Origin of the sequence: Patulibacter americanus DSM 16676, assembly GCF_000420025.1 — a bacterium.
GTDB lineage: Bacteria > Actinomycetota > Thermoleophilia > Solirubrobacterales > Solirubrobacteraceae > Patulibacter > Patulibacter americanus.
Genome location: NZ_ATUD01000017.1, coordinates 22154 through 48671 on the forward strand (window position 1 = coordinate 22154; position 26518 = coordinate 48671).

A 26518-nucleotide genomic window follows, 5' to 3' on the forward strand; every position below is an offset into this window, starting at 1 on the left:
CTTATGTATTTGCTCCGCCGCTCGCCCGGCGGAGCGCCGATGGGACGCCTCATATATGTCTGCCGTTGAACTCCAGGAACTCGAAGAGGTCAAGACGCTGGTCCACCGGGGCCAGACGCTCGGGGTGCTCACGCACGCCGAGGTGAAGAAGGCGATCGCCGAGCTCGACTTCGACGACTCCGACGTCGAGGAACTGAACACGTACCTCGAGAAGGTCGAGATCGAGCTCGTCGACGAGATCGATCCCGCCCAGGCCGACCAGGTCGAGCGGGCGCCGGAGAAGCGCACGCGCAAGAAGCGCGTCGCCACGCCGCTGGACCTCCGCCCCGACATGACGACGGACAGCCTCCAGCTGTTCCTCAAGGACATCGGCAAGGTCCGCCTGCTGACGGCCGCCGAGGAGGTCGACCTCGCCAAGCGCATCGAGCGCGGCGACCTCGACGCGAAGCAGAAGATGGTCGAGTCCAACCTGCGACTCGTCGTCTCGATCGCCAAGAACTACCGCAACCAGGGCCTGCCCTTCCTGGATCTCATCCAGGAGGGCACGCTCGGCCTCGTCCGTGCGGCGGAGAAGTTCGACTACCGCAAGGGCTTCAAGTTCTCCACGTACGCCACGTGGTGGATCCGTCAGGCGATCGCGCGCGCCCTGGCCGACAAGGCCCGGACGATCCGCATCCCGGTCCACGTCGTCGAGAAGCTGAACAAGATCGGCCGCGCCGAGCGCAAGCTCGTCACGGAGCTGGGCCGCGAGCCCACCCCGGAGGAGATCGCCGAGGTCACCGGCATCGACCCGGAGGAGGTCGAGTCGATCAAGCGCTCCGCCCAGGCCCCGGTGTCGCTCGAGAAGCCGGTCGGTGACGAGGAGGAGTCCGAGTTCGGCCAGTTCATCGCTGACGAGCGCGCGGAGTCCCCGTACGAGCGCGCGGCGGAGATCCTGACGAAGGAGCACCTCCGTGAGGCGCTCGAGAACCTGAGCTACCGCGAGCGGCGCGTCCTCGAGCTCCGCTACGGCCTCGGCGGCGAGAAGCCCTGCACGCTCGACGAGGTGGGTCACCGCTTCAACGTCACGCGTGAGCGCATCCGCCAGATCGAGAACCAGTCGCTGAAGAAGCTGCAGTCCCTCGCGGAGGCCCAGAAGCTCCGCGACGTCGCCTAGCGAGCACGCCTCAGGCGTCCGCGGGCGCGTCGCATCTCGGCCCGGACGGGGCTCGGCAGTACTGGCGTACAGCTCTCGCCCCGTCCGAACCGACCTGCTCGACCCGCGAACACCTGCGACGCACTCGCGGGTGGTCGGGATTCGACACGAAGGGCGCCGTGAGGCGCCCTTCGGCGTTCCCGGGTGGACACGCCCGTGGGGGCCGTGCTTCATTCGGTAAAGTGTTGGCCATGGCTGTGGATCCGACCTGCCCGGTGTGCCGCACCGCCGACATCGTCTGCGGCAAGTGGACGCTGCTGCTCGTCCGCGACCTCGCGGAGGGCAACACGCGGTTCTGCGAGCTCGAGCGCTCCCTGGCCGGGATCAGCCCCCGGACGCTGTCCCTGCGGCTGCGCGGGCTCGAGGAGGAGGGCATCGTGGAACGGCAGACGTTCTCCGAGGTGCCGCCGCGCGTGGAGTACGCGCTCACCGCCAAGGGGCAGGCCCTGCTCCCGATCATCGAGGGCATGCGCGCCTACGGCACGCAGTGGCTCGGTGACGCGTGCGCCGACGACGACGGAGCCGACCGGCCCGTCGCGACCGTCGCCGGCTGACGCCCAGCGGGGCCCCAGCGACGCCGCGCTCCGACCGCGGATCGGGGCCCGCGATGCCCGGTCCGGAGAATGAGCGGCGGGTTGCAGGCGTTGCGGATTCGTCCTCGGACCGGAACTCTGGGGCGAGTCCCCGGTTGGGACCTTCGATGCCGTACGTCCCGAGCCCCCACGACCGCCCCGACGCGACCGACGGTGCCCCCGCGCCCGGCGCGGGGCTGACGCGTCGACGCGTCGTGCACGCCGGCGCCGCCGTCGGCGCCGCGGCGGTCCTCGGCAGCGCCGTCCCGGCCGCCGCGACCGCCTCCGGTCGGACCGGACGCCTCACCGTCCGCCGCGCCGCGCTCACCCCCGGCAGCACCACGGGGCCGCTGCGCGCGCCGCACCGCTTCGATCTGCTGGGCGCCCCCGTCGACGTGCTCCACGGGGCCGGGCTGCAGATCCGCGCCCGCGCCGCCCGCGGCCGCTGGAGCGCGTGGCAGTCGCTCTCGGGCCACGACGGGCACGCCCCGGACGGGCGCCGGTCGCGCATGTGCGATCCGCTCTGGTTCGGCGACGTCGACGAGGTCGAGCTGCGGGCCCGCCGCCGCCCGGCACGCGACGTGCGGCTGGACCTCGTGGCCGTCGACCCCGCGGCCAAGCGCGCCGCGGGTCGTGCGTCATCCCGCGCCGTCGCCCGGGGCGGGGCCGATCTGCGCCCCGCGGCGACCCGCGCCGCCGGACGGGCCTCCACCACGCGCGCCGCTCCGACGATCATCCCGCGCACCGCGTGGGCCGCCGGGCTGACCCCGAAGGGGACCCCGGACTTCGGACAGGTGCAGGTCGCCTTCGTCCACCACACCGTCAACGGCAACACGTATTCCCAGGAGGAGAGCGCCGGCATCGTCCGGGCGATCTTCGACTACCACGTGCGGTCCAACGGCTGGAACGACATCGGCTACAACTTCCTCGTCGACCGCTTCGGGCAGATCTTCGAGGGGCGCGCGGGCGGCATCGACCAGGCCGTCATCGGCGCCCAGGCCGTCGGCTGGAACAGCGTCTCGACGGGCATCGCGATCATCGGCACGTTCGAGAACACGCCCGCTCCGGAGCCCGCGCTGCGCGCCGTCGCGTCGATCATCGGGTGGAAGCTGCCCCTCCACGGCGTGCCCACGGCGGGCACCGTCTCCCTCGTCTCGTCCGGCGGCTCCGGCAACCGCTGGAAGTCCGGCGCGACCGTCGCCATGAACCGCATCAGCGGCCACCAGGACGGGTGCTCCACGGACTGCCCGGGCGCCAGCCTCTACGGACAGCTGCCGGCGCTGCGCTCCCGCGTAGGCACCGTCGAGCCCGCGCCCGTCGCGACCGCCGGCCTGCAGATCGAGGAGCCCGACTTCGCCGTGAAGTACGGCGAGACGACGACGGTCACGGGTCGCGTCGAGGGCGCGACCGTCGCCGGCGTCACCGTCGTGCTCGACAAGCGCTCGCCCACCGGCAAGTGGGTCCCCTTGGCCCAGACGACGACCGACGGGTCCGGCGCATGGTCCGTCGGCTTCCCGCTGCGCAGCGCGACCGCCGTCCGCGCCCGGACCGAGGCCGTCACGTCCACGGCGGTGACGCCGGCGCTCGACCCGGGCCTCGAGGTCACCCCGCCGACCGGCCGCACACGCGCCGGGGGCACGCTGCTCGTCCGGGGCCGGGCGCGCGGGGTGAGGGAGGCGAAGATCGTCCTGCGCCGGAAGGTCCGCGGCCGGTACGTCGTCGTGGCGAGCAAGACCGTCCGGGTGAAGAACGGCCGGTTCAGCGGTCGCCTGCCCGTGCGGCGCGCCGGGATGCACAACGTCTCGGTGCAGGCGACGTCGGGCGGCCGCAACTACCGCTCCGCGTCGCGCTTCACCCGCGCCCGCTAGCGCCGTCGGTCCTCGGCCCGCCCGCTCCCCCGTCGCTCGGCCGCCCACGGCGTGCTCGGCCGCTCACGGGTCGCCGGGCGGCGCCGGCGGCCACGCGGTCCTCGCCGCCGGACGTCGTCGTCCTAGTGGTGATGGTGGTGGTGCGCGTCGCCGAGCGCCGCCTCGGGGAGCCGTCCCACGAGGGCCGCGGCCAGCGCGGTCGAGAGCGGGACGGACAGCACGAGCGCGGCCGAGCCGACGAGGGTCGAGACGATCGGCTCGGCGAGCTGGGAGTCGTTGATCGCGTCGCCGAACGAGACCCCGTTGGCGGAGGCGACGAGCAGCAGGGGCAGCGTCGCGCCCGCGTAGGCCAGGACGAGGGTGTGGATCGTGGCGGAGAGGTGGTCGCGGCCCACGATGAACGCCTCGCGGTACAGCGCGCGCGGCGGCAGCGACGGGTTGTTGCGGTGCAGCGCCGCGACCGTGGAGACCTGCGAGACGACGGTGTCGGTGAGCACCCCGAGGGCGCCGATCACCATGCCGGCCAGGAGGATGCCCTGCAGGGGCAGCTCGCCGCCGCTCTGTAGCGCGAACGAGCCCAGGTCGCCGTCCTTGCCGTCGAGGCCCGCCAGCTCCGACCACAGCGTGCCGAGCAGCGCGGCGACGAGCAGCGAGACACCGATGCCCGTGACGGCGGCGAGGCTCTGCGTCGTCACCCCGTAGGTGAGCGCCGTCGTGACGAACATGACCGCGAGCGCTCCGACCGTCGCCACGAGGATGGGGGAGGACCCGTCCAGGATCGCGGGGACGAGCCACAGCACGACGAGGGAGAGGCTGGCGGCGGTGCCCACGAGCGCCAGCAGGCCCCGGCCGCGGGCGACGACCGCGCCGAGCAGGGCGAAGATGATGGCGAGCGCCACGAGCGGGACGCGGCGGTCGACCCCGCTGAACGCGTAGACGGGCCCGGAGTCGGCGGCGCCGGCCCCGGGGGCGTCCGCCCCGCCGGCGTCGCCCGCGGCCCCGGCCTGGCCGGCCGAACCGCCGCCGCCGGCCCCGCTCGCTCCGGCGGCCCCGGGGGTGCCCTCGGCGGGGCGCTGGTCGACCAGGCGCACCTTGTCGCCGACCTCGAGCGCGGGGCTGACCTCGGGCGGGCCCAGGACGACCTTCGCCCGGTACCCCTCGTCGGGTCCGTCCGTGACGCGGAAGGTGGCCGTCAGGCAGCGCTGGTCGGACGGGCCGCCGCAGGACGCCGACGCGACGCCGACGACGGTCGCGCCCACCGTGCGTGTGCCCGCCCCGGGGATGCTCGGTCCGTCGCCCTGCGGCCACAGCGCGATCAGGCCGACGACGGTCAGCAGGCCGACGAGGGAGACGACGCCGACGAGCAGGCGCCCCGGACCGCCGTCGAGGAGGGTCCGGAGGGCGTGGCGGTCGGCGGCGCGCATCCTCCCGAACTACGCCGCGGGAGGGGCGGATCCTGCCCGGGCGCGGCTGCGGGCGCGGGCCGGTGCGGCGCGTCGCGGGCGGCGACGCGGGGCGGACGGCTCAGGCGGTGCTGACGGACGCGGCCGCCGCGGCGCGGCAGGCCGCGCAGGTGCCGTGCAGGACGACGTCGTGGCCCGTGACCTCGAAGCCGGCGCCGGCGGAGAGCCGGTGGATCGCGTCCTCGAGGCGGTCGTCCGTGAAGGGGATCACCGCGCCGCAGTCCTTGCAGGCGAGGTGGTGGTGATGGTGGTCGGGGGCGAGACGCTCGTAGCGGGCGATGCCCTGGCCGACCTCGATCCGCTGGACGAGGTGTAGCTGCTCGAGCTCGTCCAGCACCCGGTAGATGCTCGCGCGGCCGATCGTGCGGTCGCTCGCGCGCAGCTCGTCCTCGATCTCGAGCACCGTGCGGGCGCAGCGCTGGACGTCGAGGAGGTCCAGCAGGGCCGTGCGGGCACCGCCGCGGCGGTACCCCGCGTCCGTCAGGCGCTCGTCGGCGTGCCGGCGCCAGTCCGTCTCGACCCCGCTGTGCGCAGTACCCATCCGTTCCATCGTAGCCGCCCGGCCGGTGCACGACGGCGTGCAGCCGGAAGGCGCCCGTCCTGGGGCGGCGAAGCGGCGGACATGCGTCACCCCCAGCTGCACGCAGCCCTCCGCTCCGCGGGCCAGCACGCCGCCCGTGAGCTCGCCGCCCGCGTCCGTGACGGGGACGAGGTGCCGTTCGAGCTGCTCGAGCACGCGCACCGGGGCAAGCCCGGCGGTCCGCGGCCCACGCTCTACTCGTACCGGCCGCTCGTCGGGCTGTACGTCGAGCGGCACGCCGACGCCCTGGCGCGGCTCCCCGCCGTCGCCGAGGCGGAGCACACGATGGTGGCCGCCTGGGGCGTCGAGGCGTACCTCGAGGCCCGCGGCGTCTCGCGGCCCCCGGCCGACCCGCACGCCCGGGCGGCCCTGGCGGTCCGGCAGTTCCTGGAGCGCCTGTTCGAGGACGCCCCGGACTTCGCGCCGACGCAGGAGCACTTCGACCGGGCGTTCGCCGAGCTCGACGCCGTGCTGACCAACGACGTGACGGAGACCGTCGTCGCGATCCCGCTCGTCGGCGTGGAGCCCGCCATGGCGACCGTGGCGATCACGCGGGGCGTGGCGCTGCAGCGCCCCGACGCGCTGCGCGGCGAGGTGCCCGACGCCGCGCTGACGGGCCCCGACGGCCAGCCCGCCGACGCGATCGCCACCCTGCGCTGGTCGGCCCGCCCGGGCTCCACGGCCACGCCCACCCGGGCCCGCGAGGCGTCACGCCGGCTGGTCACCGCGCTGCGGCTGCACGTTGCGGGCGCCGTCCCGTCCGCCGGCCCGCTCGTCTGGCTGCGCGCCTCGGGCTCCGGGTGGCGTGCGATGGCCATCGGCGGCACCTTCGCCTCGCGCGGCGTCGCGACGATCACCCCGGAGGACATCCCGGACCTGCGCACGTTCGTCGACCTCGTCGCGCGGCGCCTGCCGCAGCAGGGCGAGGTCGCCTGGGCGCTGCGCCGCTGGACGCTCGCGCTGGACCGGGACCGGCCCGAGGAGACGCTGAGCGACCTGCTGCTCGCCGGCCGCGCGCTGCTCGAGCCGGAGGGCCCGCGCTCCGGCCGCCTGGCCGGCCGGCTCGCCGCGCTCTGCGCCACCGGGGACGAGCGGACCGCGCTGGCCCGCCGCCTCGCGCGCCTGGCCCTGCAGGAGCAGGAAGTCGTGGCCGGCAGCCGCCGCATCGACCGCGACCTGCCCGACCGCGTCGATGAGCTGGCGGAGTGCCTGCGCGCGGTGCTGCGCGACTGCGTCGTCGGGCACCTGCGCGGCGACCTCGTGGAGATCGCGGAGGGCATCCTCGACGGCGTCGCCGACGAGGCCCGCCCCGCCCCGGCCGGCTGGCCGTCCGAGCGCGAGGCCGGCGCGGCCCACCGCCGGCTGCACGCCCCGGTCTGGACGCCGGCGGCGGAGGAGCCCTACGCGCCGGCGGACGACGCCGTGGCCTTCGACGACGCGGCGGCCTTCGACGACGCGGCCGAGGTCGACGACGACACCTTCGAGGACGCCCCCGGGTTCGAGGACGAGGACACCTTCGAGGAGGGACCCGGCTTCGAGGAGGCACCCGGCTTCGAGGAGGGGCCCGGCTTCGACGAGGAGCAGGGCCTCGACGAGGCGCGCGCCTCCGAGGAGGGCCCGGCGTTCGACGTGCCCCCGCCCGCCGTGGACGCCGCTCCGCCGATGCCGCCGCGGATCCGCGAGCCGACCTTCGGGATGCCGCCGTACGTGGCGCCGGGCGAGGCCCACCCGGCCGACGGCTCGCACCCCGGCGACCAGCGGTCCGTCGGCGGCCACACGCCGGCGACCGGCCGGACGCCCGAGGGCCTCGACGCGCCGGTGCCCGAGTACGCGCCGCCGACGCCGTTCCGCTCCCGCGACGCGGGCACGCCCGGCGAGAACGCTCCCGACGACGGGCGCCCCGCGCGGATCCGCCCGCTCGACCCGACGGGCGAGATCCGGGCCGCCCGCCTGCGCCCGGCGCCGCCCCGCGACCTCTGGCTCGACGTCACGTGGGACGAGCCGCAGATGGGCGAGAAGGGCGACGACGACGACTCGACCGGCCCCTGGCCGGTGTCCGAGGCCAGCTGAGGGACGGGGCGGGCGTGGCGTGACGCCCGGGTGCCTCAGCCGGCGACGAGCACGTCGCGGATCGCGCCGAGCGCAGGCAGGTCGAAGACCTCGCCGCCCTGGGTCGGCACGACCGCCGGGCGCGGGTCGCCGACCGCCGTGGCCAGCTCGGCCACGGTCTCGGCGTCGCGCGCGGCGCGCTCGCGGTGCTCGTCCCACGTGCGGCCGACCTTGCCGGCCAGCGCGGCGCCGAGCACGTCGGTCAGCTCGGCCGTGACCCGTGCGCCGTCGCGGGCCGCGTCGTCGGGGGCGACGACCTCGACGCGGTTGACGACGAGGCCCGTGAACGGCATGTCGTTCTGCTGCAGATGGGCGCGGAAGAAGCGCGCCTCGGCCGCCGGGATCGGGGCGGGGGAGGTGACGACGACGAACCGCGTGCCGGGGTCGCGCAGGATCGCCCGGACCGCCACGGCCCGCTGCGCGAAGCCGTCCGTGAGCGGCCCAAGCGCCTCGAAGAACGTCGCGAGGTCGCGCACCACGTCGACCCCGGTCAGCCGCTGCAGCGCGCCGAGGGCGAGGCCCGTGCCCCGCCGGGCCAGGCGCGCGGCGAACCCGGTGCGACCCTGACCCAGCAGCGCCTGCATCGCTCGGCCCTCGAGGAAGCCGGCGATGCGGTCGGGGGCGTCGAGGAAGTCCAGCGCGTTGCGGGAGGGCGGCGTGTCGAGGACGACGACGTCGAACCGGGGGTCGGCCACGAGATCGTGGAGCCGGGCGACCGCGGTGAACTCGTGGGAGCCGCCCGCGGCGCCCGAGATCTGGCGGTAGAGCGGGTTCTCGAGCACCCGCTCGCGCGTGGCGGCGTCCGGGCTCAGCTCGGCGATCAGGCCGTCGAAGGTGCGCTGCGGGTCGAGCATGCACGCCCACAGCTCGCCGGGCGGCGTGACGCCGAGCGCGGTCAGGCGGTCGGCGGGGACGCGCTCCGGGTCGTTCGACAGGCTGCCCAGGCCGAGGGCGTCGGCCAGCCGGCGCGCGGGGTCGATCGTCACGACGGCCACCCGCCGGCCGCGGCCTGCGAGCGCCAGGCCGAGGGCGGCGGCCGTCGTCGTCTTGCCGACGCCGCCGGGGCCGGCGCAGACGACGACGCGGGCGTCGTCCAGTCGGTCGACCAGCGGACGCACGCTCACGAGGCCTCCGGCGTGGTCGGCGACGAGGGAGCGGCGGCGACGCGCCGCAGGCCCTGCTCGAGCCGGTCGGCCAGCAGTGCGACGTCGTCCGGGCCGAGCCGCCGGCCCGGGGCGGCGGGGAGCGTGATCACGGGGGCGCGGAAACCCCGACGCAGCCGCGCGAGCTGGAGGGCCTGCCCGTGGGCGCGGCGGGCGTGGGCGTCGGCCACGGCGATCGCCGGGTCGTGGGGCGCCCCGGCGCCCAGCGCGTCGCGCTCCGCGGCGGAGAAGCGGTCGGGGAGCACCCCGTTGACGACGCCGAGCACGACCCGCACGCCGGCGCGCTCGGCCAGCGCGTCCTGCAGCTCGAGCGCCTCGGTCACGGGCAGCTCCTCGGCGGTGGTGACGACGACCACGCCGGTCTGCGCCGGGTCCTCGAGCGTGCCGGAGATGATCGTCCCCTGCCGGGCGATCGGGCCGACGCGGGCGGTCCGGGCGAACTGGGCCGGAGCACCGAGGACGGTGACGGCGTGCCCGGAGGCGGGGGCGTCCATCACGCAGAGGTCGTACGGCGTCGCCCCGGGCGTGCGGCGATCGGGCTGCGCGAGCTCCCAGACCTTGCCCATCGCCAGCAGCTCCCGGAGCCCCGGGGTCGCGGCGGTGAGGCCGGTGAAGAGCTTGCCCGACCCGAGCAGGTCGGCGATCCCGGCGATCGGCAGCTGGTCGCGCAGGTACTCGCGCAGCGCGGCCTCGGGCGAGACGGAGACGTGGAAGAGGGCCCCGGGCGCGCCCCCCGGTACGGGCACCGCGGTCTCGACGAAGCCGTCCGGGTCCCCCGGCCCCTCCGCGTCGCCGACGGGGGCGACGGGCGGGACGAGCGTGTCGAGGACGTCGCCGCGCCGCCCGACCTCGGCCAGGACCGCGCGGCGGCCGGCGCGGGCGGCGAGGACGCCCAGGGCCGCGGCGACGGTCGACTTGCCCACGCCGCCCTTGCCGGTCACGACGACGAGGCGCCGCTGGAGCAGATCGTGGGGCATCGGCGGCCGATCCTACGGGACCGCCCGCCGGCGCCCACAACTCGTCCGCGACGCGGGAAGGAACGCCGATCGGCCCGGCGAACCTAGGGACCGCAGGGCGTCTCCACGCCTCGCCCCAAGCCTCGTGACCCCCGACAGCACGCCACCCCCCGTCTCTCGCGCCGCCGCCTTCGGGTCGGCGCTGGACCGCCCCGCGGCCGCGCCGCAGCACGCCGTCGTCGAGACCCCCGCGCCCAAGCCCGCGGCTCCCACCGGGCCGTGCGTCATCGTCATGGCCAACCAGAAGGGCGGCGTGGCGAAGACCACGACCACCCTGAATCTGGCCGTCGCGCTGAAGGAACAGGGGCACCGCGTCCTCGCGATCGACCTCGACCCGCAGGGCAACCTGACGATGTCGCAGGGGCTGGACCCCGACCGGGTCGTCCCCTCCATGTACCACGTGCTGGTGCAGGGACAGCCGATCGCGGACGTCACCCACACCGCCGAGATCGACGTGGCCGCGGCCTCGATCGACCTCGCGTCGGCCGAGGTGGCGATGGCCCCGATGATCGGCCGGGAGCGCGCCCTCGAGCGCGCCCTGCGCGCCGTCGCCGCGGACTACGACTACGTCTGCATCGACACGCCGCCCAGCCTGGGGCTCTTGACGATCAACGCGCTCTGCGCCGCGCACAAGGTCATCGTGCCCGTGCAGGCCGAATACCTGTCCCTCCGCGGGCTCGCGCAGCTGCGCCAGACCGTCGAGATGGTCCGGGAGCAGCTCAACCCGGACCTCGTGATCCAGGGGATCCTCCCGACCCTGCTGGACACGCGCACCGTGCACGCGAAGGAGGCGCTGGAGATGCTCGAGGAGCACTTCGGCGACCAGATGTTCGTGACGCGCGTGCGCAAGACCATCCGCTTCGCCGAGGCCCCCGTCCGGGGCATGTCGGTGCTGCGCTACGACCCTGACAGTACGGCCGCCCAGGCCTACCGCGACCTTGCTCAAGAGGTGCTCCGCTCATGACCCCGCAGAACAACAATCGCTCCAGCCTCCGCGAGGGCCCGCTGGCCGACCTCTTCCGTCGCACCGACGAGCCGGCGGCTCCGGCCGCCCCGGCTCCCGGCGTCACGGGTGGGAACGCCACCTCGCAGGCGGCGTACGACTCGCGCTACCCGACCCGCGTCGGCCTCGACGCCGACCCGGAGCAGATCCTCGGGCTGGCGGACGTCGAGCCCACCCGTGAGGAGGTCGGCTCGAGCTACGTCGACCACGTCGCGCAGACCGCCGCGACGGTCGAGGCCTGGGGCGACCGCCAGCCGAAGATCCAGAACGCCTACGGCCCGGTCATCCGCGTCGTCGGCGTGGGCGGCGGCGGCACGAACGCCGTCAACCGCATGGTCGAGGCCGGCATCACCGGCGTCGAGTTCATGGCGATCAACACGGACGCCCAGTCCCTGCAGGACTCCTCGGCCGACACGACGATCCACATCGGGCAGTCGTCGACCCGCGGCCTCGGCGCCGGCGCGAACCCGAACGTCGGGCGCAACGCCGCGATGGAGGAGTACGACGAGATCAAGGCGACCCTCCGCGGGGCCGACATGGTCTTCATCGCGGCCGGCGAGGGCGGCGGCACCGGCACCGGCGCCGCACCGGTCGTGGCCCGCATCGCCCGCGAGCTCGGCGCGCTGACCGTCGGCATCGTCACGAAGCCGTTCGCCTTCGAGGGCAAGCGCCGCGCGGAGTCCGCCGACGTCGGCATCCGCGAGCTGGCGGAGGAGGTCGACACCCTCATCGTCGTCCCGAACAACCGCCTGCTGTCCGTGCTCGAGCGCAACACCTCGATGGTCGACGCGTTCCGCGTCGCCGACGACGTGCTCCGCCAGGGCGTCCAGGGCATCTCCGAGCTCGTCACGGTCCCGGGCCTGATCAACCTCGACTTCGCGGACGTGCGGACGATCATGTCCGACCGCGGTGCGGCCCTCCTGGGCATCGGCCACGGCACGGGCGAGTCCCGCGCCGTGCAGGCCGCCGAGCGCGCCGTCTCCTCCCCGCTGCTCGAGACCTCCATGGACGGCGCCAAGGCCATCCTGCTCTCCATCGTCGGTGGCGGCGACCTCTCCCTGTGGGAGATCAACGAGGCCGCCGAGGCGATCGGTGCCGCCGCGCACCCCGACGCGAACATCATCTTCGGCGCGCAGGTCGACGAGAAGATGGGCGACGAGGTCTGGATCACCGTCGTCGCGACGGACTACGACCACCAGCCGCACCTGCAGGCGGCCGACGTCGCCCCGGCCGCCCGCCGCGCCGAGCCGCGTCGCGAGCGCCCGGTCGAGCAGCCCGTCCGCGACTCCCGCGGCACGATCCCGGCCGACCGCGAGCCCCGCGTCGTCCGCCGCCGCGAGGTCGCCGAGCCGGCGACCGTCGGCGGCCGCAGCGGCTCGGGCGCGCCCGGCTGGAGCACCCCGGAGTACCAGCGCCGCGAGAGGTGAGGCCGGGGGCGCGAGCGGGCAGGGCGCCGCGGCGGATCTGCCGCGGCGGTTCGCCGCGCCACTGACCGCTCCGCTCCGCCGACCGCGACCGCCCGCTCACGCCCGGGGTGGCGCGGCGGTGTCGCTCGCGCCTGGACGTCGGCCCTTCCTGCCCCGGGCCGACGACGCAGGACCCTTCCGCCCCACGGCGCACCGTGGGGCGGTTCGCGTTCCAGGGCCCGGTCGGCGTCGTTCGTGGCCCGCGGCGCGCGGGGGCGGTCGCGGTCGGCGGAACGGGGTGGCAGCGGTACGACGAACCGCCAGCCAGGGTCTCTCGGCGCGCACTGCCCCCGCGCGCCATCCTTCCCTCCATGTCCTCGTCCCGCGGCACCGTGGCCGCCGGCCACCCGCGCACCGCCGAGGTCGGCGCCGCCGTCCTGCGCGAGGGCGGGACCGCGGCCGACGCCGTCGTCGCCGCGGCCCTGGCGTCGTGGGTCTGCGAGCCGCTGCTGACCGGGCCCGCGGCCGGCGGGCACCTGCTCGCGGTGCCGGCGACGGGCGACGCCGTGGCGATCGACGCCTTCTGCTCCGTCCCGGGCCGCGACGCGCCCGCCGGGGCGGGGGATCCGCTCGACGCGCTGGTCCCCGTGCAGGTCGACTTCGGCGGGGCGCACCAGACGTTCCACGCCGGCGTGGCGTCCGTCGCGGCGTTCGGCCTGATGGACGGGCTCGAGCGCCTGCACCGCCGCTGGGGCCGGCTGCCCCTCGCCGACCTCGCTGCGCCTGCGGCCGCGATGGCCCGGGAGGGCGTCGCGCTCAACGAGCAGCAGGCCTTCGTCGCGGTGCTGCTCGAGGGCATCCTGGGGCTGACCCCGGAGTCGCGCGCGCTCTGGTTCCCCGAGGGGCGCGTGCTGCGCGAGGGCGAGGTCTTCCTCGACCCCGAGCTCGGCGACACCATCGAGCGCCTGGGCCGCGAGGGCGCCGCCCCGCTGCGCGACGGCGACCTCGCTGCGGCGTGCGCGGACTGGTGCGCCCAGCGCGGCGGCACGCTGACCCGCGCCGACCAGGCGGCCTACCGCGCCGTGGAGCGGCCCCCGATCGCTCTGCCCTACCGCGATCGCGAGATCCTCACCGTCCCGCCGCCGTCGGCCGGCGGGGTGCTGCTCGCGCTGGCGTTGGGGCGCCTGGAGGCGGCCGGCCGGGGCGCCGGCGTGGGGCAGGACGCGACGGCGCGAGGAGAGCACGGGGGACGGGTCCCGCCGAGCGCGGCGGCGCTCGTCGCCGCGATGGCCGACGCCGACGCCGAGCGCACAGCCGCGTTCGAGGAGGGGCTGGTGCGCGACGGGTTCGCCGACGAGCTGCTCGCCCTGCGCCTCGGCTCGACGACGCACGTCTCCGTCATCGACGCCGACGGCCTCTCCTGCGCGCTGACCGCCACGAACGGCGAGGGCTCGGGCGTCGTCGTGCCCGGCACCGGGATCCACCTCAACAACGTGATGGGGGAGGAGGACCTCAACCCGCGGCTGCGGCCCGGCGGGCGGGGCCTCGACCCCTTCGCGCCCGGCCGCCGGATGCCGTCGATGATGGCCCCGACCGCGGTGCGTGCCCCGGGCGGCCGCGTGGAGGCCATCCTCGGCTCCGCGGGTTCCAACCGCATTCGCTCGGCGCTGCTGCAGACCGTCGTGGGGCTCGTCGACCACGGCCGCGGCCCGGTCGACGCGGTCGACGCCCCGCGCGTCCACCTCGAGGACGGAGTGGTCTACGCCGAGCCCGGTGTCGACCCAGCCTGCGCGGCGGCGGGCGGGCAGACGCTCGTGGAGTTCCGCGAGCGCAACCTCTTCTTCGGCGGCGTCCAGCTCGTCTGTCGCGACCCGGAGACCGGGGCGCTGTCGGCGGCCGCGGACCCGCGGCGCGGCGGGGCGGTCGCGACGGCCTGAGGGCCGACGGCCCGACGCGCAGCAACTTCCGGGATGCGCCGGGGTTTCGACGGGCGTCCCGTCTTCCAGGAGCGTCCCGCCCATGATCCCCGTCCGTTCCCTCCGCCGCGCATCTCGCCGCGGCGAACCAGCAGTGCTCGTCGGGGCCGTCGCCCTGGCCCTCGGCGTTCCGGTGGCCCCCGCCGTCGGTGCCGAGAACGCCGGGGACTGCTCGCGGTCGAACCCGGGGGTCGTCGCGACACTGGGTACGTGGTCGTCCGACGGCGCGGAGATCACCGCGCCCGAGGAGCTGCTGGACGGCGAGGACCTCCTGGGCTTCGAGACCCGAGGGGTCGCGTCGGGGCTCGGCCACCTCGCGGCGCGGGCCCTCGGCGGGACCGGCTTGCCGCGCGGTCGGCCCGTCGTGCTGCGACGGGTGGGCCAGGACGGCCGGTCGCCCCGGCTCGTGCTCTGTCACGGTGGTCGTCGGCTGGCCGTGGTCGGCGCCGCGGACCCGCAGGCCCGGGTCGGCGGCGTGAGCGTCAACGGCGATCGCCTCGTCTGGCGCACGTGGCGCCCCGGCCGCCGCGGGACGGTGACGGTCGGCAGGGTGTCCCGCGGGCGCGTGGTCGGCCTGCGACGCACCGAGCTGCCCGTCGTCGGGGCCCGCGGCGCGGTCAACGGCCGCATCGTCGTGATGCCCGACGGCACGGCGTCGTGGAGCCTCGAGGTCGCGGGGCGCGCGGCCGTCTGGCTGTGGCCCCGCGGCGCGCGTCCCCGTCGGCTGACGGTGCCGCCGGACCGGGAGCGGCAGCCCGGGGGGTGGGACGTGCGCATCGTCGACGACCGCCACGTGCTGCTGGGCTCGACGAGCACGGTGCTGCGCTACGGGCCCGCGACCCCCGGACGCTGTCCCACGCCGGTCGGGGCAGCGGTCGACGCGCTGGGTGGGCTGCAGCTCGTGAGCGTGCCCGGCGTCCGTGCGCAGGAGAGCACCGACGTGCAGGAGTGGTCCCAGCGTCTCGTCTGTGACCCGGCCGTCGGCGACTACGTGCACGTCCACGCGAGCTTCGGCGGCGGGGACAAGTACGGCAACGCGTTCGGCACCACGCCGGTCGCCACCCTGGCGACCGCCGGCGTGCTGCTCCACGTCGATCGCGCGTCGGGTGGCAGCTACGCCTATTCGTACGCCACGGAGGTCACGCCCCTGGCCACGAGGCGCCCCACGATCGCGCGGGGCATCGTCGACGATCCCGAGACGGTCGCCGTGACCACGCCGCCACCGGCCGGCGGCGAGCCGGCCGCGTCCGTCGGGGTCCGCGTGCTCCCCGGAGTGGTCGCCTGGGTCACCGGTCCTGCGGCGACGGATGTGGAAGCGACGCCCGTCGACCGCGACGTGTGGGTCGCGGACGCCGACGGTGCCCGTGTCGTCGGCCGGCTTCCGGCCGACGCGCCGTTGTACCCGGCCCTGACCTTGACGCCCTCGACGGTCGGGTGGACGGGGCCGGCGGGGCCGGTCTCCGTGCCGGTTCGTCCCGTCCCCGGCGACGTCGTCCACCGCGTGTCCGCGCGGGCGTCCGGCTGAGCGTCGGGAACCCGCACGGTGGGCGGTGCCGTCAGCGGACCCAGCGCTGTTCGGCCGGGACGCGAGGATCGTCGGCGACGAGCACCCGGTGGACGTCGCTCCAGACGCTCGGCGGAGCCTCGGACACGGGCCGGTCGAGATCGATGACCGTCGTCGCCCACGGGAGCTCACTCGGGATCGGGGCGTGCCCCGGTGCGGGACCGACGGAGGGCTTGCGCTTCCGACTGGCCGTCGCCTCCCGGTGGCACGTACTCGCCGCCCTCTCCGCGTCGGCCCGCAACCACTGCGGTACCAACCGTGCGGCCACGTCGAGGTCGACGCGCGCCGTCTTCGGATCCTTCAGGTGCCGGCGGACGACCTCGCCTCGCACGGAACACAGGACCCCACGCTGGCCGTCATCCCCGATCCAGTGCTCGAGAGCGTGGTCCGTCGCGTGCACCGCGGTCTTGTTCTGCCCGAGCTGCAGTGCGCTGGCGGCGGAGACCAACCACGGGGCGAGCGTCCTGGCGCCGCCGGCCGAGATCCAGGCCTGCGTGTGGTCGTAGACGACCATGGGGCGACCGGCCGCGAGGGCCTCGAGCGCGCGGCCCCTGCACTCCGTCGCCCACTGGCGCAGCTCGGTCTCGCTCAGCATCCGCGCGCGACACGCTCGCAGGTCGCGCGCGCAGGTGCCCCCTACGCCGGCGGAACCGCCCCCGCGTAGATCGCCCCGAGCCACGTCGCCACGAGCGCGTCGACGACCTGCGCGGCCGGCACCGCCGGCGACTCGCCGGCGAAGGTCGTGTGGAGCACCCGCTCGTTCATCCAGTTCAGGGTGACGGCCAGGTGGCGGGCCGGGACGGTGTCGGGGGCGGCGCCGCGGGCGCGCTCGGCCTCGATGGCGTCCGTCGTCTCCTGGACCCAGCCCTCCATCACACGCGCCCAGAGGTCGCGGACGTCCGGGCTGCTGGCGCGGGCGCCGGCGGCGGCCAGCGCGACGGCGCGGTGGGCGGCGAAGGCGTCGTGGAAGGCGGCGATCGCGGCGCGCCAGCGGGCCGCCGGCTCCGGCGGGGCGGCGGCCAGCGCGGCCACCCGGAGCACGTTGGCCTCCTCGACCATGCGGTCCAGCAGCGTGAGCAGGACCGCCTCCTTCGACCCGAAGTAGAAGTAGAACGTCGGCCGCGAGATGCCCGCGCCCTTCGCCAGGTCGTCGACGGAGATCTCGTGGAGCGCGCGGGTCTGCAGCAGCTCCTCGGCCGTGGCGAGGATCGCGCGCTCGCGCTCGTCGCCCGAGACCCGCGGGGCGCGGCGCCCGCGGGCGGGAGGGGACGGGGACGGCAACGGCGCGCTCTCGGTGGTGCCGTCGGACGACGCGGAGGGGGCGGAGGGGGCCGACATCGGTGTCCGAGCGTACAACACGTCGGCGCACTCGACAGGGTGTTGACAACGCCGACTGCGTGTCGCTACGGTCCCCCGGGTCCGCCCCCGACTCGCGAGTAGCCCCATGTCCACGGAACACCTCGACGTCCTCATCGTCGGCGCCGGCCTCTCGGGCATCGGCGCCGCCCACCACCTGCAGGAGCGCTGCCCCGGCAAGCGCTTCGCCCTGGTCGAGGCGCGGGAGGAGCTCGGCGGCACGTGGAGCCTGTTCACGTACCCAGGCATCCGCTCCGACTCGGACATGCACACGCTCGGCTTCGGGTTCCGCCCGTGGAAAGAGGCCAAGGCGATCGCCGACGGGCCCTCCATCCTGGAGTACCTGCGCGACACGGCCCGGGAGTACGGGATCGACGAGAAGATCCGCTACGGCCGCAAGGTCGTGGCCGCAGACTGGTCGACCCCCGACGCGCGCTGGAACGTGGAGATCGAGCGCACGGACACGGGCGAGCGCGAGCAGCTCACCTGCTCGTTCCTCCTGGGCTGCACGGGCTACTACCGCTACGACGAGGGCTACACGCCGCACTTCGAGGGCCGTGACCGGTTCGCGGGCGAGATCGTCCACCCGCAGCACTGGCCCGAGGACCTGGACTACGCGGGCAAGCGCGTCGTCGTCATCGGCTCCGGTGCCGCGGCGGTCACGCTGGTCCCGGCGATGGCGAAGGAGGCCGCGCACGTCACGATGCTGCAGCGCTCGCCGACGTACATCACGTCGCTGCCCTCGATCGACCCGTTCGCCGAGCGCGCCCGGAAGGTGCTGCCCGACAAGCTCGCCTTCCCCGCCGTCCGGTGGAAGAACGTGCTGCAGCAGATCGGCATCTACCAGCTCTCGCAGCGCCGGCCCAACACCGTCAAAGGCTTCCTGCGCAAGATCCTCGAGCGCCAGCTGCCGAAGGGCTACGACATCGACCGGCACTTCTCGCCGAGCTACGACCCGTGGGACCAGCGCCTCTGCCTCGTCCCGGACGGCGACCTGTTCCGCGCGATCCGCTCCGAGAAGGCGTCCGTGGTCACCGACCACATCGAGACGTTCACCGAGAAGGGGATCCTGCTCAAGAGCGGCGAGGAGCTCGAGGCCGACGTCGTCATCACGGCCACCGGCCTGAACCTGCTCATGCTCGGCGGCATCGAGCTGGCCAAGGACGGCGCGCCCGTCGACGTGCCGAAGGCCATGACCTACAAGGGCATGATGCTCGAGGGCGTGCCGAACTTCGCCTTCGCGATCGGCTACACGAACTCGTCCTGGACGCTGAAGGCCGACCTCACCGGCGAGTACGTCGGGCGGCTGCTGAACGAGCTGGACCGCAAGGGCGAGAAGCAGGCCACGCCGGTCAACGACGACCCCACCGTCGAGCAGGTGCCGCTGCTGGACTTCGACGCCGGCTACGTCCTGCGCTCCGTCGACCAGCTGCCGCGCTCGGGCTCGAAGGCTCCGTGGCGGATGGGGATGAACTACGCGGTAGACGCCGTCGCGCTGCGCCTGGGCAAGGTCGACGACGGCGTGATGCGGTTCACCTCGCCGCCGAGCCGGGACCGCACCGGCCGGGTGTCGGCGCCCGTCGCCGAGGAGCCGACCGCGGTCTGAGCCAGGCGCCGGCCGGACCCTTCACCCGCGCACCACGGGCAGCAACGCCAGCGCCAGCAGCACGTCGGTGACGCGGCCCTCGAGGTCGCGGCCCGTCGCGGCGCGCACGCGGTTGAGGCGGTTGGCGACGGTGTTCTCGTGCACGCCGAGCAGCCCGGCGGTGGTGCGCACGCTGCAGCCGTGCTCGAGGTGCACCCGCAGCGTCTCGGCCCACGTGCGCGCCCGCGGGTCGTTCGCGGCCACGGGGCCGAGCTGCTCCTGCACGAACCGGCGCGCGTGGTCGAGGTCCGCGCTGGCCAGCGCGGCCGGGGCGACCGCCGACCAGGCCGTCCGGCTGCCGCCGTCGGCCCCCGCGAGCATCGCCACGCGCCGAGCGCCCGTCGCCTCGCGATGCGTCCGGCGGAACCCGTCGACCCCGAGGCCGGGGGAACCGACCGCCGCGAGCACGCGGGGGCCGAGGTCCCACTCCGGGAGTGGGTCTGGGGCCCCCGGGGTGCTGACCCAGCCCGCGAGCGCGTCGCGTCCGAGGGGGTGGAGCAGCAGCGCCTCGCGGCCCGGGCGGCCGACGCCGGCGACGCGGCGGGCCAGCGCCTCGAGCTCGGCCGGCGTCCCCGCGTCGGGCGCGGCGCCCCAGAGGACGAACCCGACGTGGTGGCGCTCCAAGCCGTGGCGCAGACGACTCTCGGCCGCGCGCGGGTCGATCGGGTCGCCGTCGAGCAGCGCGCGCACCGTCTCGGCGCGGACGGCCTCCGGGCTGCGGACCCACCGGGCGCGCTGCTCGTCGTGCTCGCGCAGGGCGTGGGCGGTGAGCGCGTCCATGAAGGCGAACATGTAGGTCGCCGACGACTCCAGCGCGGGGCCGATGGCCTCGGGCGGGAGCGCGGCGTGGAGCGTCTCGGTCCACGCCCGCCAGAACGCGCCGTGGGCGACGCGGTAGACCTGCACGAGCACGGCCGAGTCCAACCGCCGACGGACGAGCAGGCCCACGTAGCCCATCGCCGCCGCGCCGAGCCGCACCGCCGAGGGGTCCTCGCCGCGCGACGCCAGGCCCGCGAACATCGCCAGGTTCTCCTCCGTGCTGGCGCGCGTGGCGTCGCGCAGCTCGGAGTCGCGGCCGAGCCCCTCGACCTCGCGGTGCAGCGCGTCCGTGACCTGGATGGCCAGACGGTCGCGCCACTCCGGCTCGGCGACAAGGCGGGCGGCGAGAGCACGCCACGCGTCGGCGTCCGACCCCGCGCCGGGCGACCGCAACCGGCCGTCCGCGACCACCCCGGGCCGATCCACCGATCGCCACCGGTCCGCCGTGCCTCGGCCCGCCGCGTCCCGGCCCGCGGTGCTGCTCTCGCTCATGGGGACCGACCCTAGGGCGAGGGACCGCGCTTGTGGGGAATCCACAGTACGCGCGCGGGCGCACACGACGAGGATCGGAGCATGCCCAGTGCCGACTACGTGATCGTGGGGGCCGGCTCGGCCGGCTGCGTCCTCGCCAACCGCCTCAGCGAGGACCCGGAGGTCACGGTCCTCCTGCTCGAGGCGGGCGGGAAGGACGGAAGCATCAACGTGCGGATCCCCGCGGCGTTCCCGAACCAGTTCCACACGAAGCTCGACTGGGACTACGAGACGGAGCCGGAGCCCCACGTCCTCGGCAAGCGGATGTACGTGCCGCGCGGCAAGTCGCTCGGCGGGTCGAGCTCGATGAACGCGATGCTCTACGTGCGCGGCCGACCGTTGGACTACGACCTGTGGGAGCGCCAGGGCGCCCCGGGCTGGGGCTGGGACGACGTGCTCCCGTACTTCAAGCGGTCGGAGAACAACGCCCGCGGCGCCTCGGAGTTCCACGGCGTCGGCGGGCCCGTCGAGGTCACGGAGCAGCGCTCGCCGCGACGGCTCTCGCGGGACCTCCTGCAGGCCTCCGTCGCGGCCGGCATCCCGCAGATCCCCGACTACAACGGGCCGGAGCAGGACGGCGTGTCGCCGTTCCAGGTGTTCCAGAAGGACGGCCGCCGCTGGAGCGCCGCCGACGCCTACCTGAAGCCCGCGATGAAGCGGCCCAACCTGCAGGTGGTCACGGGCGCGCTCGTCCAGGGCCTCGTCCTCGACGGCGACCGCGTGACGGGCGTGCGTTACCGCAAGGGCCGCTCGGGCGAGCAGGTCGCCAGCGCCTCCCGCGAGGTGTTGCTGAGCGCCGGGGCGATCGGCTCGCCGCAGATCCTGCTGCTGTCGGGCATCGGCGACCCGGACGAGCTGCGCGAGGTCGGGGTCACGCCCCGCCACACGCTCCCCGGCGTGGGGCGCAACCTGCAGGACCACCCGTTCCTCGGCGCGATCTTCGAGGTCTCCGACACCGACACGCTCTACCAGGCCGACAAGCCGAAGCACCTGCTGGAGTGGGCCCTGCGCAAGAGCGGCAAGCTCACCTCGTCCGTGGCCGAGATTAACGCGTTCGTCCGCACCCGGCCGGGCCTGCCGGCGGCCGACATCCAGTTCCACATGGGCGCCGCGTACTACGAGAACCACGGCGAGGAGACCTACGAGGGGCACTGCGTCGTGATCGCCCCCGTGCTCGTCAGCCCGAAGGCCCGCGGCCGGGTGTGGCTGCGCTCGAGCGACCCGGCCGACAAGCCGCGGATGGTCACCAACAGCCTCTCCGACCCCGAGGACCTGCAGTCGCTCGTCGCCGGCATGAAGCTGGCCCGCGAGATCGCCGCGCAGGAGCCCCTGGCGTCGAAGGTCATCCGCGAGCTCAAGCCGGGCCCGTCCGTCGTCGACGACCAGGAGCTCGAGGACGACATCCGCGAGCGGCTCATGCTCATCTACCACCCCGTCGGCACCTGCCGGATGAGCGACACGGCCGAGGACGCCGTCGTCGACGCCGAGCTGCGCGTCCACGGCCTGCAGGGGCTGCGCGTGGTCGACGCGTCCGTCATGCCCGTCATCACCGGCGGCAACACGAACGCACCGACGATGATGATCGCCGAGCGCGCGGCCGACCTCATCCGCGGGCGCGTCGGCGCGGCGGCCGCGGGGGCCACGGCGTGAGCGCCGTCCTCGAGAGCCTGCCGCCCACGTCGGGCCGCACCCGCCCGGACCTCGACGTCGGCACCGTGATCGTCGGCGCGGGCTACAGCGGCCTGGCGATGGCCGTCGGCCTGCGGCAGGCGGGGCAGGAGGACTTCGTCGTCCTCGAGCAGGAGGGCGACGTCGGCGGCGTCTGGCGCGACAACACCTACCCCGGGGCCGCCTGCGACGTCCCGTCCTACCTCTACTCGCTGTCGACGGACCAGCGGAAGGACTGGACCCGGCCCTGCTCCCCGCAGCCCGAGATCCACGCGTACCTGCGTGACGTCGCCCGCCACCACCGGCTCCACGAGCGTGTGCGCACCGGGGTCACGGTCGAGCGGGCGTCGTGGGACCCGGAGGCGCTGGCGTGGAGCGTGGAGCTGCGCGGCGGCGAGACGCTGACCTGCGCGGCGCTCGTCCTCGCCTGCGGTCAGCTCTCGGCGCCGGCGTTCCCGTCCATCCCGGGGCAGGACACCTTCGTGGGGGAGACGTTCCACTCCGCCCGCTGGGACCATTCCGTGCCCCTGCAGGGCCGACGGGTCGCCGTGATCGGCACGGGCGCCAGCGCCGCCCAGTTCGTCCCCCCGGTGGCCGAGGCCGCGGAGCACCTCGACGTCTACCAGCGCACCGCGAACTGGATCCTCCCGCGCCGCAACCGGCCCTACGCGAGCTGGGCGCGGAAGGCGATCGAGCGCGTCCCGGGCCTGCAGGCGCTGCGCCGGCTGGGGATGTGGACGTTCATGGAGACGGGGATCGCGGGCCAGACCCGGATGCCCGCCATCCGCCTGGCGCTTCGGGCCTGGTCCACGTGGCACATGCGCCGGCAGGTCACGGACCCGGCGCTCCGGCAGAAGCTGTTCCCGGACTACCCCATCGGCTGCAAGCGGGTCCTCTTCAGCTCGGCGTTCCTCCCGGCGCTCACGCGCCCCGACGTCGACGTCGTCACCGACCCGATCGCCCGGATCACGCCCACGGGCGTCGTCGTCCGCGAGCCCGACGGCACGGAGCGCGAGCGCCCGGCCGACGTCCTGATCTACGGCACGGGGTTCCGCACCCACGACTTCGTGGCGCCGATGGAGGTCACCGGCACGGGCGGCCGGACCCTGGCCGAGGCGTGGGCCGGCGGCGCCGAGGCGCACCTGGGCATCACGGTCTCCGCGTTCCCCAACCTCTTCCTGCTCTACGGCCCGAACACGAACCTGGGCTTCGGGTCGATCATCGTGATGATCGAGGCGCAGGTCCGGTACGTCCTGAGCGCCCTGCGGACCCTGCGGGCCAGCGGCACGGCGGCGCTCGAGCTGCGGCCCGAGGTCCAGCGGATCTCGACGGAGCGGGTGCAGGAGCGCCTGCGCCACTCCGTCTGGTCGAGCTGCCGCTCCTGGTACCGCCAGGGGCCCGACGGCCGGATCGTGAACAACTGGCCCGGGCAGATGAGGGAGTACCAGCGCGACACCCGGCAGATCGACCTGGGGGAGTACCGCTCGCTGGGGCGGCTGGCCGACGTGGTCGGGGCAGCGGGCGAGGACGACCCGGTCAACGGCGCCGGTACCACCACGTCCACGGGGGCCACGGGCGCCGATGCGGCCCACGACGCCGACCCCGCCGGCGTCCGATGACGGCGGCGCCCGTCGTCCACCACCACCGGGAGGGACGCGGCGAGCCGCTCCTCCTCCTGCACGGCATCGGGCACCGCTGGCAGGCCTTCGCGCCCGTCATGGGCGACCTCGCCCGCGACTTCGACGTGCACGCATGCGACTCGCCGGGGTTCGGCCGCTCGGCGCCGCTGCCCGCGGGGGTGCGGCCCGACGTGACCGCCTACGCCGACGCCTTCGCCGGGTGGATCGCCGCGCAGGGGCTCGACCGGCCGCACGTCGCCGGCAACTCCATGGGCGGCGCGATCGCACTCGAGCTCGCCCGCCGCGGCGTGGTGCGCTCCGCGACGGCGATCTCGCCCGCCGGCTTCTGGACGGCGCCGGAGCGCCGGTACTGCCAGGCGACCCTCGGGGTGCTCGCGGGCCTGCCGCGCGCGCTGCGTCCCGCGGTGGTGGCCGCGGCGGGCAGCCCCGTGGGTCGGACGGCGCTGGCCGCCCAGCTCTTCGCCCGGCCGTGGCGCGTGCCCGCCGACGAGTTCCGCGCGACGCTCCGCGACGGCTGGGCCGCCCCGGCGTTCGGTCCCGCGCTCCGGGCGTTCGACGACTACGTCTTCGCGCGCGGCGACGAGCTCGCCGGCACGCCCACGACGGTGCTGTGGGGGACGCGCGACCTGCTCCTGCCCTACGCGCTGCAGGCGCCCCGGGCACGGGCGGCCCTGCCGGGGGCGCGGCACGTGCCGCTGCCGGGCCTCGGCCACGTGCCGTTCACGGACGACCCGGGGATGTGCGCCGCCGCCATCCGTCGCGGTGCCGGCGCGGCTTGAGCTCGGGGCCCGGCGCCGAGTGCCCAGGCGGCACGCCCACGGCCGGTGCCGTCCCGCGGGCGGGTACGCTCGGAGCCGTCCCCGGGTGGCCCGCCGCCCGTCCCCCCGCCGAGAGCGCGTCGTGACCCCATCAGCCCACCTGCGCGTCCCCGACGCGGAGCTCGAGGACCTGCAGCGCCGACTGCGCGCCACGCGCTGGTCGGAGCCGTGGGCGCTCCCGGGCTGGGACGCGGGGACGCCACAGGGCGAGCTGCGGCGCCTCGTCGCGCTGTGGGCGTCGGACTACGACTGGCGGCACCACGAGCGCGCCCTCGAGGCGCTGCCCTCGAGGGCCGTCGACATCGACGGCACGCCCGTCCACTACCTGCACTTCGCGGCCGAGGTGCCCGGTGCGCTGCCCCTCGTCCTCACCCACGGGTGGCCGAGCTCGGTCCTCGAGCTCACCGCCCTGGCGCGGCGGTTGGCCACCCCGTCGCGGTACGGGGGCCGGGCCGAGGACGCGTTCGAGATCGTCGTGCCGTCGCTGCCCGGGTTCGGGTGGTCGCCGGCGCGCCCCCGGGTCGCTGCCGGCACGCCGACGCACGAGCTCTGGCACCGGCTGATGTACGACGAGCTCGGCCACGACCGCTACGGGGCGCACGGCGGCGACCTGGGCGCGGGCGTGACGTCGAACCTGGGTGGGGCGCACCCGGAGGCGGTCGTCGGGATCCATCTGCTCGCCGTCCGCGAGCCGCTCGAGGTCGACCCGGAGACCCTCACGGCGGAGGAGCGGACGTTCCGCGAGTCCGTCGCGGCGTGGTCCGCCGGCGAGGGCGGATACCTGCACCAGCAGGCGACCCGCCCGGTCACCCTGAGCTACGGCCTGTCGGACTCGCCGGTCGGGCTGCTGGCCTGGATCCTCGAGAAGTACCGGGCGTGGACGGACGGGGAGGGGCTGCCCGCGAGCCTCAGCGACGACTTCGTGCTCACGCAGGCGTCGCTCTATTGGTTCACGAACACGATCGGCACGTCGTTGCGCCCGTACTACGAGGCGGCGTTCAACCGCAGCTTCGCCGCGCCGCGTGTGCGGGTGCCGACGGCGGTCGCCCTCTTCCCCGGCGACCTCGTCCAGCCTCCGCGGAGCTGGGCCGAGCGCTCGTACGAGGTCGCACGGTACACGCGCATGCCCCGCGGCGGCCACTTCGCGGCAATCGAGGAGCCCGAGCTCCTCGCGGCCGACATCACCGCGTTCTTCGGGCCTCTGCGGTGACCCGCCGGCAGACCGTCCTGCTCCTGCTGCTCGCCAGCATCTGGGGCGGCAGCTACGCGCTCATCAAGGTCGCCCTCGACGACGGTGTGCCGTGGGCGTGGGTGGCGTTCATCCGGATCGGCGTGGGCGCGCTGATCATCACCGCGCTTGCGGTGCGACAGGTGGGGGTGGCCGCGATCTGCGACCGCCTGCGGTGGACGGCCCCCATCGGTGCGGCGCAGATCGCCGTGCCGTTCCTCCTGATCTCGTGGGGCGAGCGGCGCCTCCCCTCCGGGCTGGCGGGGGTGCTGGTGGCGACCGCGCCGCTCTTCACGGCGCTCCTGGCCGTGCGCTTCGTGCCCGACACGGCGCTCGGCCGCCGTGGGCTCGTCGGCGTCGGCATAGGGTTCGTCGGCGTGGTGCTGCTCTTCGGTGCGGATCTGTCGGGCAGCGGCGGCCTCGTCGTCGCGGGCCTCGCCCTCGTCCTGGCCGCCCTGGGGTACGGCGTCGGCTCGACGCTCTCCCGCCGCAAGCTCGCAGGCATGCCGCCCCTCGCGGTCTCGGCGTCCACGCTGCTGTGGTCCACCGCCATGACCGGCGCGGTGGCGCTGCCGTCCGCCGCGCCGCCCAGCCCGTCGGGCGGCGCGATCGTCGCGCTGCTCGTCCTGGGCGCCGTCGGGACGGGACTGGCGTACCTCATCTTCTTCACGCTGGTGTCCGAGGTCGGTCCGTCCCGCACGATGCTCGTCACCTACCTGGCGCCCGTGTTCGCCGTCGGCTACGGCGCGGCGTTCCTGGACGAGGCGATCACCGCCGGGGTCGTCCTCGGCATCGTCCTCGTGATCGGGGGGTCCGTCATCGGCAGCCGCTCCGCGGGCGCGGGGCGAGCGCCCCGACCGGCGCGCCCGCCCCGCACACCGCTGCCCTGAGGCCGCGG

At 75.4% G+C, this 26518-nt stretch carries 21 protein-coding genes; 14 read left to right on the forward strand and 7 right to left on the reverse strand.

What is annotated here, in order from left to right; translation table 11 throughout:
- The first annotated feature begins 55 nt into the window (after window positions 1-55).
- The 3 genes from F593_RS0119495 (at window position 56) to F593_RS28885 (ending at window position 3635) form a co-directional block, all read left to right on the forward strand.
- The gene (locus F593_RS0119495) at window positions 56-1156 is read left to right on the forward strand and encodes a sigma-70 family RNA polymerase sigma factor (protein ID WP_022930426.1); all 1101 of its coding nucleotides are present in this window, start codon (window positions 56-58) and stop codon (window positions 1154-1156) included.
- Window positions 1157-1386: 230 nt separating this feature from the next.
- A complete protein-coding gene (locus F593_RS26865) occupies window positions 1387-1749 on the forward strand; it encodes a winged helix-turn-helix transcriptional regulator (RefSeq protein WP_022930427.1) in 363 nt (120 codons plus the stop codon).
- 146 nt (window positions 1750-1895) lie between these two features.
- On the forward strand, window positions 1896-3635 hold the full coding sequence (locus F593_RS28885) for an N-acetylmuramoyl-L-alanine amidase (protein WP_022930428.1): 1740 nt from the start codon (window positions 1896-1898) through the stop codon (window positions 3633-3635).
- 122 nt (window positions 3636-3757) lie between these two features.
- Here the strand turns inward: F593_RS28885 and F593_RS28890 are convergent, their stop codons facing one another.
- Window positions 3758-5059: a YibE/F family protein gene (locus F593_RS28890; RefSeq protein WP_022930429.1), complete on the reverse strand. Its 1302-nt coding sequence runs from the start codon at window positions 5057-5059 to the stop codon at window positions 3758-3760.
- Between the two features lie 100 nt (window positions 5060-5159).
- Entirely contained in the window at window positions 5160-5639 is a 480-nt protein-coding gene (locus F593_RS0119515) for a Fur family transcriptional regulator (RefSeq protein WP_022930430.1), read from the reverse strand.
- Window positions 5640-5720: 81 nt separating this feature from the next.
- On the opposite strand from F593_RS0119515, the gene F593_RS0119520 reads away from it, so the two are divergent.
- Window positions 5721-7748: a hypothetical protein gene (locus F593_RS0119520; protein WP_022930431.1), complete on the forward strand. Its 2028-nt coding sequence runs from the start codon at window positions 5721-5723 to the stop codon at window positions 7746-7748.
- Window positions 7749-7783: 35 nt separating this feature from the next.
- On the opposite strand, the gene F593_RS0119525 is transcribed toward F593_RS0119520, so the two are convergent.
- Both F593_RS0119525 and F593_RS0119530 read right to left on the reverse strand, forming a co-directional pair.
- The gene (locus F593_RS0119525; RefSeq protein ID WP_033208527.1) at window positions 7784-8911 is read right to left on the reverse strand and encodes an ArsA family ATPase; all 1128 of its coding nucleotides are present in this window, start codon (window positions 8909-8911) and stop codon (window positions 7784-7786) included.
- A complete protein-coding gene (locus F593_RS0119530) occupies window positions 8908-9927 on the reverse strand; it encodes an ArsA-related P-loop ATPase (protein WP_028721825.1) in 1020 nt (339 codons plus the stop codon). The genes F593_RS0119525 and F593_RS0119530 overlap by 4 nt, the downstream gene beginning before the upstream one ends.
- Window positions 9928-10051: 124 nt before the next feature.
- Here F593_RS0119530 and F593_RS26880 point away from each other — a divergent pair, with 124 nt between their 5' ends.
- The 4 genes from F593_RS26880 to F593_RS0119550 all read left to right on the forward strand — a co-directional run bounded on the left by F593_RS26880 (window position 10052) and on the right by F593_RS0119550 (window position 15876).
- Window positions 10052-10930, forward strand: coding sequence for a ParA family protein (locus F593_RS26880; RefSeq protein ID WP_022930432.1), 879 nt, complete (start codon window positions 10052-10054; stop codon window positions 10928-10930).
- Window positions 10927-12396 carry a cell division protein FtsZ gene (gene ftsZ, locus F593_RS26885; RefSeq protein ID WP_022930433.1) on the forward strand — a complete coding sequence of 490 codons (1470 nt, stop codon included), beginning with the start codon at window positions 10927-10929 and terminating at the stop codon, window positions 12394-12396. The genes F593_RS26880 and ftsZ overlap by 4 nt, the downstream gene beginning before the upstream one ends.
- A gap of 350 nt (window positions 12397-12746) precedes the next feature.
- A complete protein-coding gene (locus F593_RS0119545; protein ID WP_022930434.1) occupies window positions 12747-14312 on the forward strand; it encodes a gamma-glutamyltransferase in 1566 nt (521 codons plus the stop codon).
- Between the two features lie 82 nt (window positions 14313-14394).
- Window positions 14395-15876 (forward strand): hypothetical protein, encoded by a 1482-nt coding sequence (locus tag F593_RS0119550; protein WP_157252010.1) that lies wholly within the window; start codon window positions 14395-14397, stop codon window positions 15874-15876.
- A 31-nt stretch (window positions 15877-15907) separates the two neighbouring features.
- Here the strand turns inward: F593_RS0119550 and F593_RS0119555 are convergent, their stop codons facing one another.
- Together F593_RS0119555 and F593_RS0119560 are read right to left on the reverse strand one after the other, a co-directional pair.
- Complete coding sequence (locus tag F593_RS0119555) at window positions 15908-16510, reverse strand: hypothetical protein (RefSeq protein WP_022930436.1); 603 nt, start codon at window positions 16508-16510, stop codon at window positions 15908-15910.
- Window positions 16511-16551: 41 nt separating this feature from the next.
- Window positions 16552-17253: a TetR/AcrR family transcriptional regulator gene (locus F593_RS0119560; protein WP_022930437.1), complete on the reverse strand. Its 702-nt coding sequence runs from the start codon at window positions 17251-17253 to the stop codon at window positions 16552-16554.
- 106 nt (window positions 17254-17359) lie between these two features.
- Between F593_RS0119560 and F593_RS0119565 the strand changes: the two genes are divergently transcribed.
- On the forward strand, window positions 17360-18877 hold the full coding sequence (locus F593_RS0119565) for a flavin-containing monooxygenase (protein ID WP_022930438.1): 1518 nt from the start codon (window positions 17360-17362) through the stop codon (window positions 18875-18877).
- Between the two features lie 21 nt (window positions 18878-18898).
- On the opposite strand, the gene F593_RS0119570 is transcribed toward F593_RS0119565, so the two are convergent.
- A complete protein-coding gene (locus F593_RS0119570; protein WP_022930439.1) occupies window positions 18899-20227 on the reverse strand; it encodes a PucR family transcriptional regulator in 1329 nt (442 codons plus the stop codon).
- An 81-nt stretch (window positions 20228-20308) separates the two neighbouring features.
- Between F593_RS0119570 and F593_RS0119575 the strand changes: the two genes are divergently transcribed.
- From F593_RS0119575 to F593_RS26895, 5 genes are all read left to right on the forward strand, one after another.
- Window positions 20309-21916: a GMC family oxidoreductase gene (locus tag F593_RS0119575; protein ID WP_022930440.1), complete on the forward strand. Its 1608-nt coding sequence runs from the start codon at window positions 20309-20311 to the stop codon at window positions 21914-21916.
- A complete protein-coding gene (locus F593_RS26890) occupies window positions 21913-23553 on the forward strand; it encodes a flavin-containing monooxygenase (protein WP_022930441.1) in 1641 nt (546 codons plus the stop codon). Before F593_RS0119575 ends, F593_RS26890 begins: the two co-directional genes overlap by 4 nt.
- Window positions 23550-24353 carry an alpha/beta fold hydrolase gene (locus F593_RS0119585; protein ID WP_022930442.1) on the forward strand — a complete coding sequence of 268 codons (804 nt, stop codon included), beginning with the start codon at window positions 23550-23552 and terminating at the stop codon, window positions 24351-24353. The genes F593_RS26890 and F593_RS0119585 overlap by 4 nt, the downstream gene beginning before the upstream one ends.
- Before the next feature lie 121 nt (window positions 24354-24474).
- Window positions 24475-25602 (forward strand): epoxide hydrolase family protein, encoded by a 1128-nt coding sequence (locus F593_RS0119590; RefSeq protein WP_028721827.1) that lies wholly within the window; start codon window positions 24475-24477, stop codon window positions 25600-25602.
- Window positions 25599-26510 (forward strand): DMT family transporter, encoded by a 912-nt coding sequence (locus F593_RS26895; RefSeq protein ID WP_022930444.1) that lies wholly within the window; start codon window positions 25599-25601, stop codon window positions 26508-26510. The genes F593_RS0119590 and F593_RS26895 overlap by 4 nt, the downstream gene beginning before the upstream one ends.
- Window positions 26511-26518 lie beyond the last annotated feature (8 nt).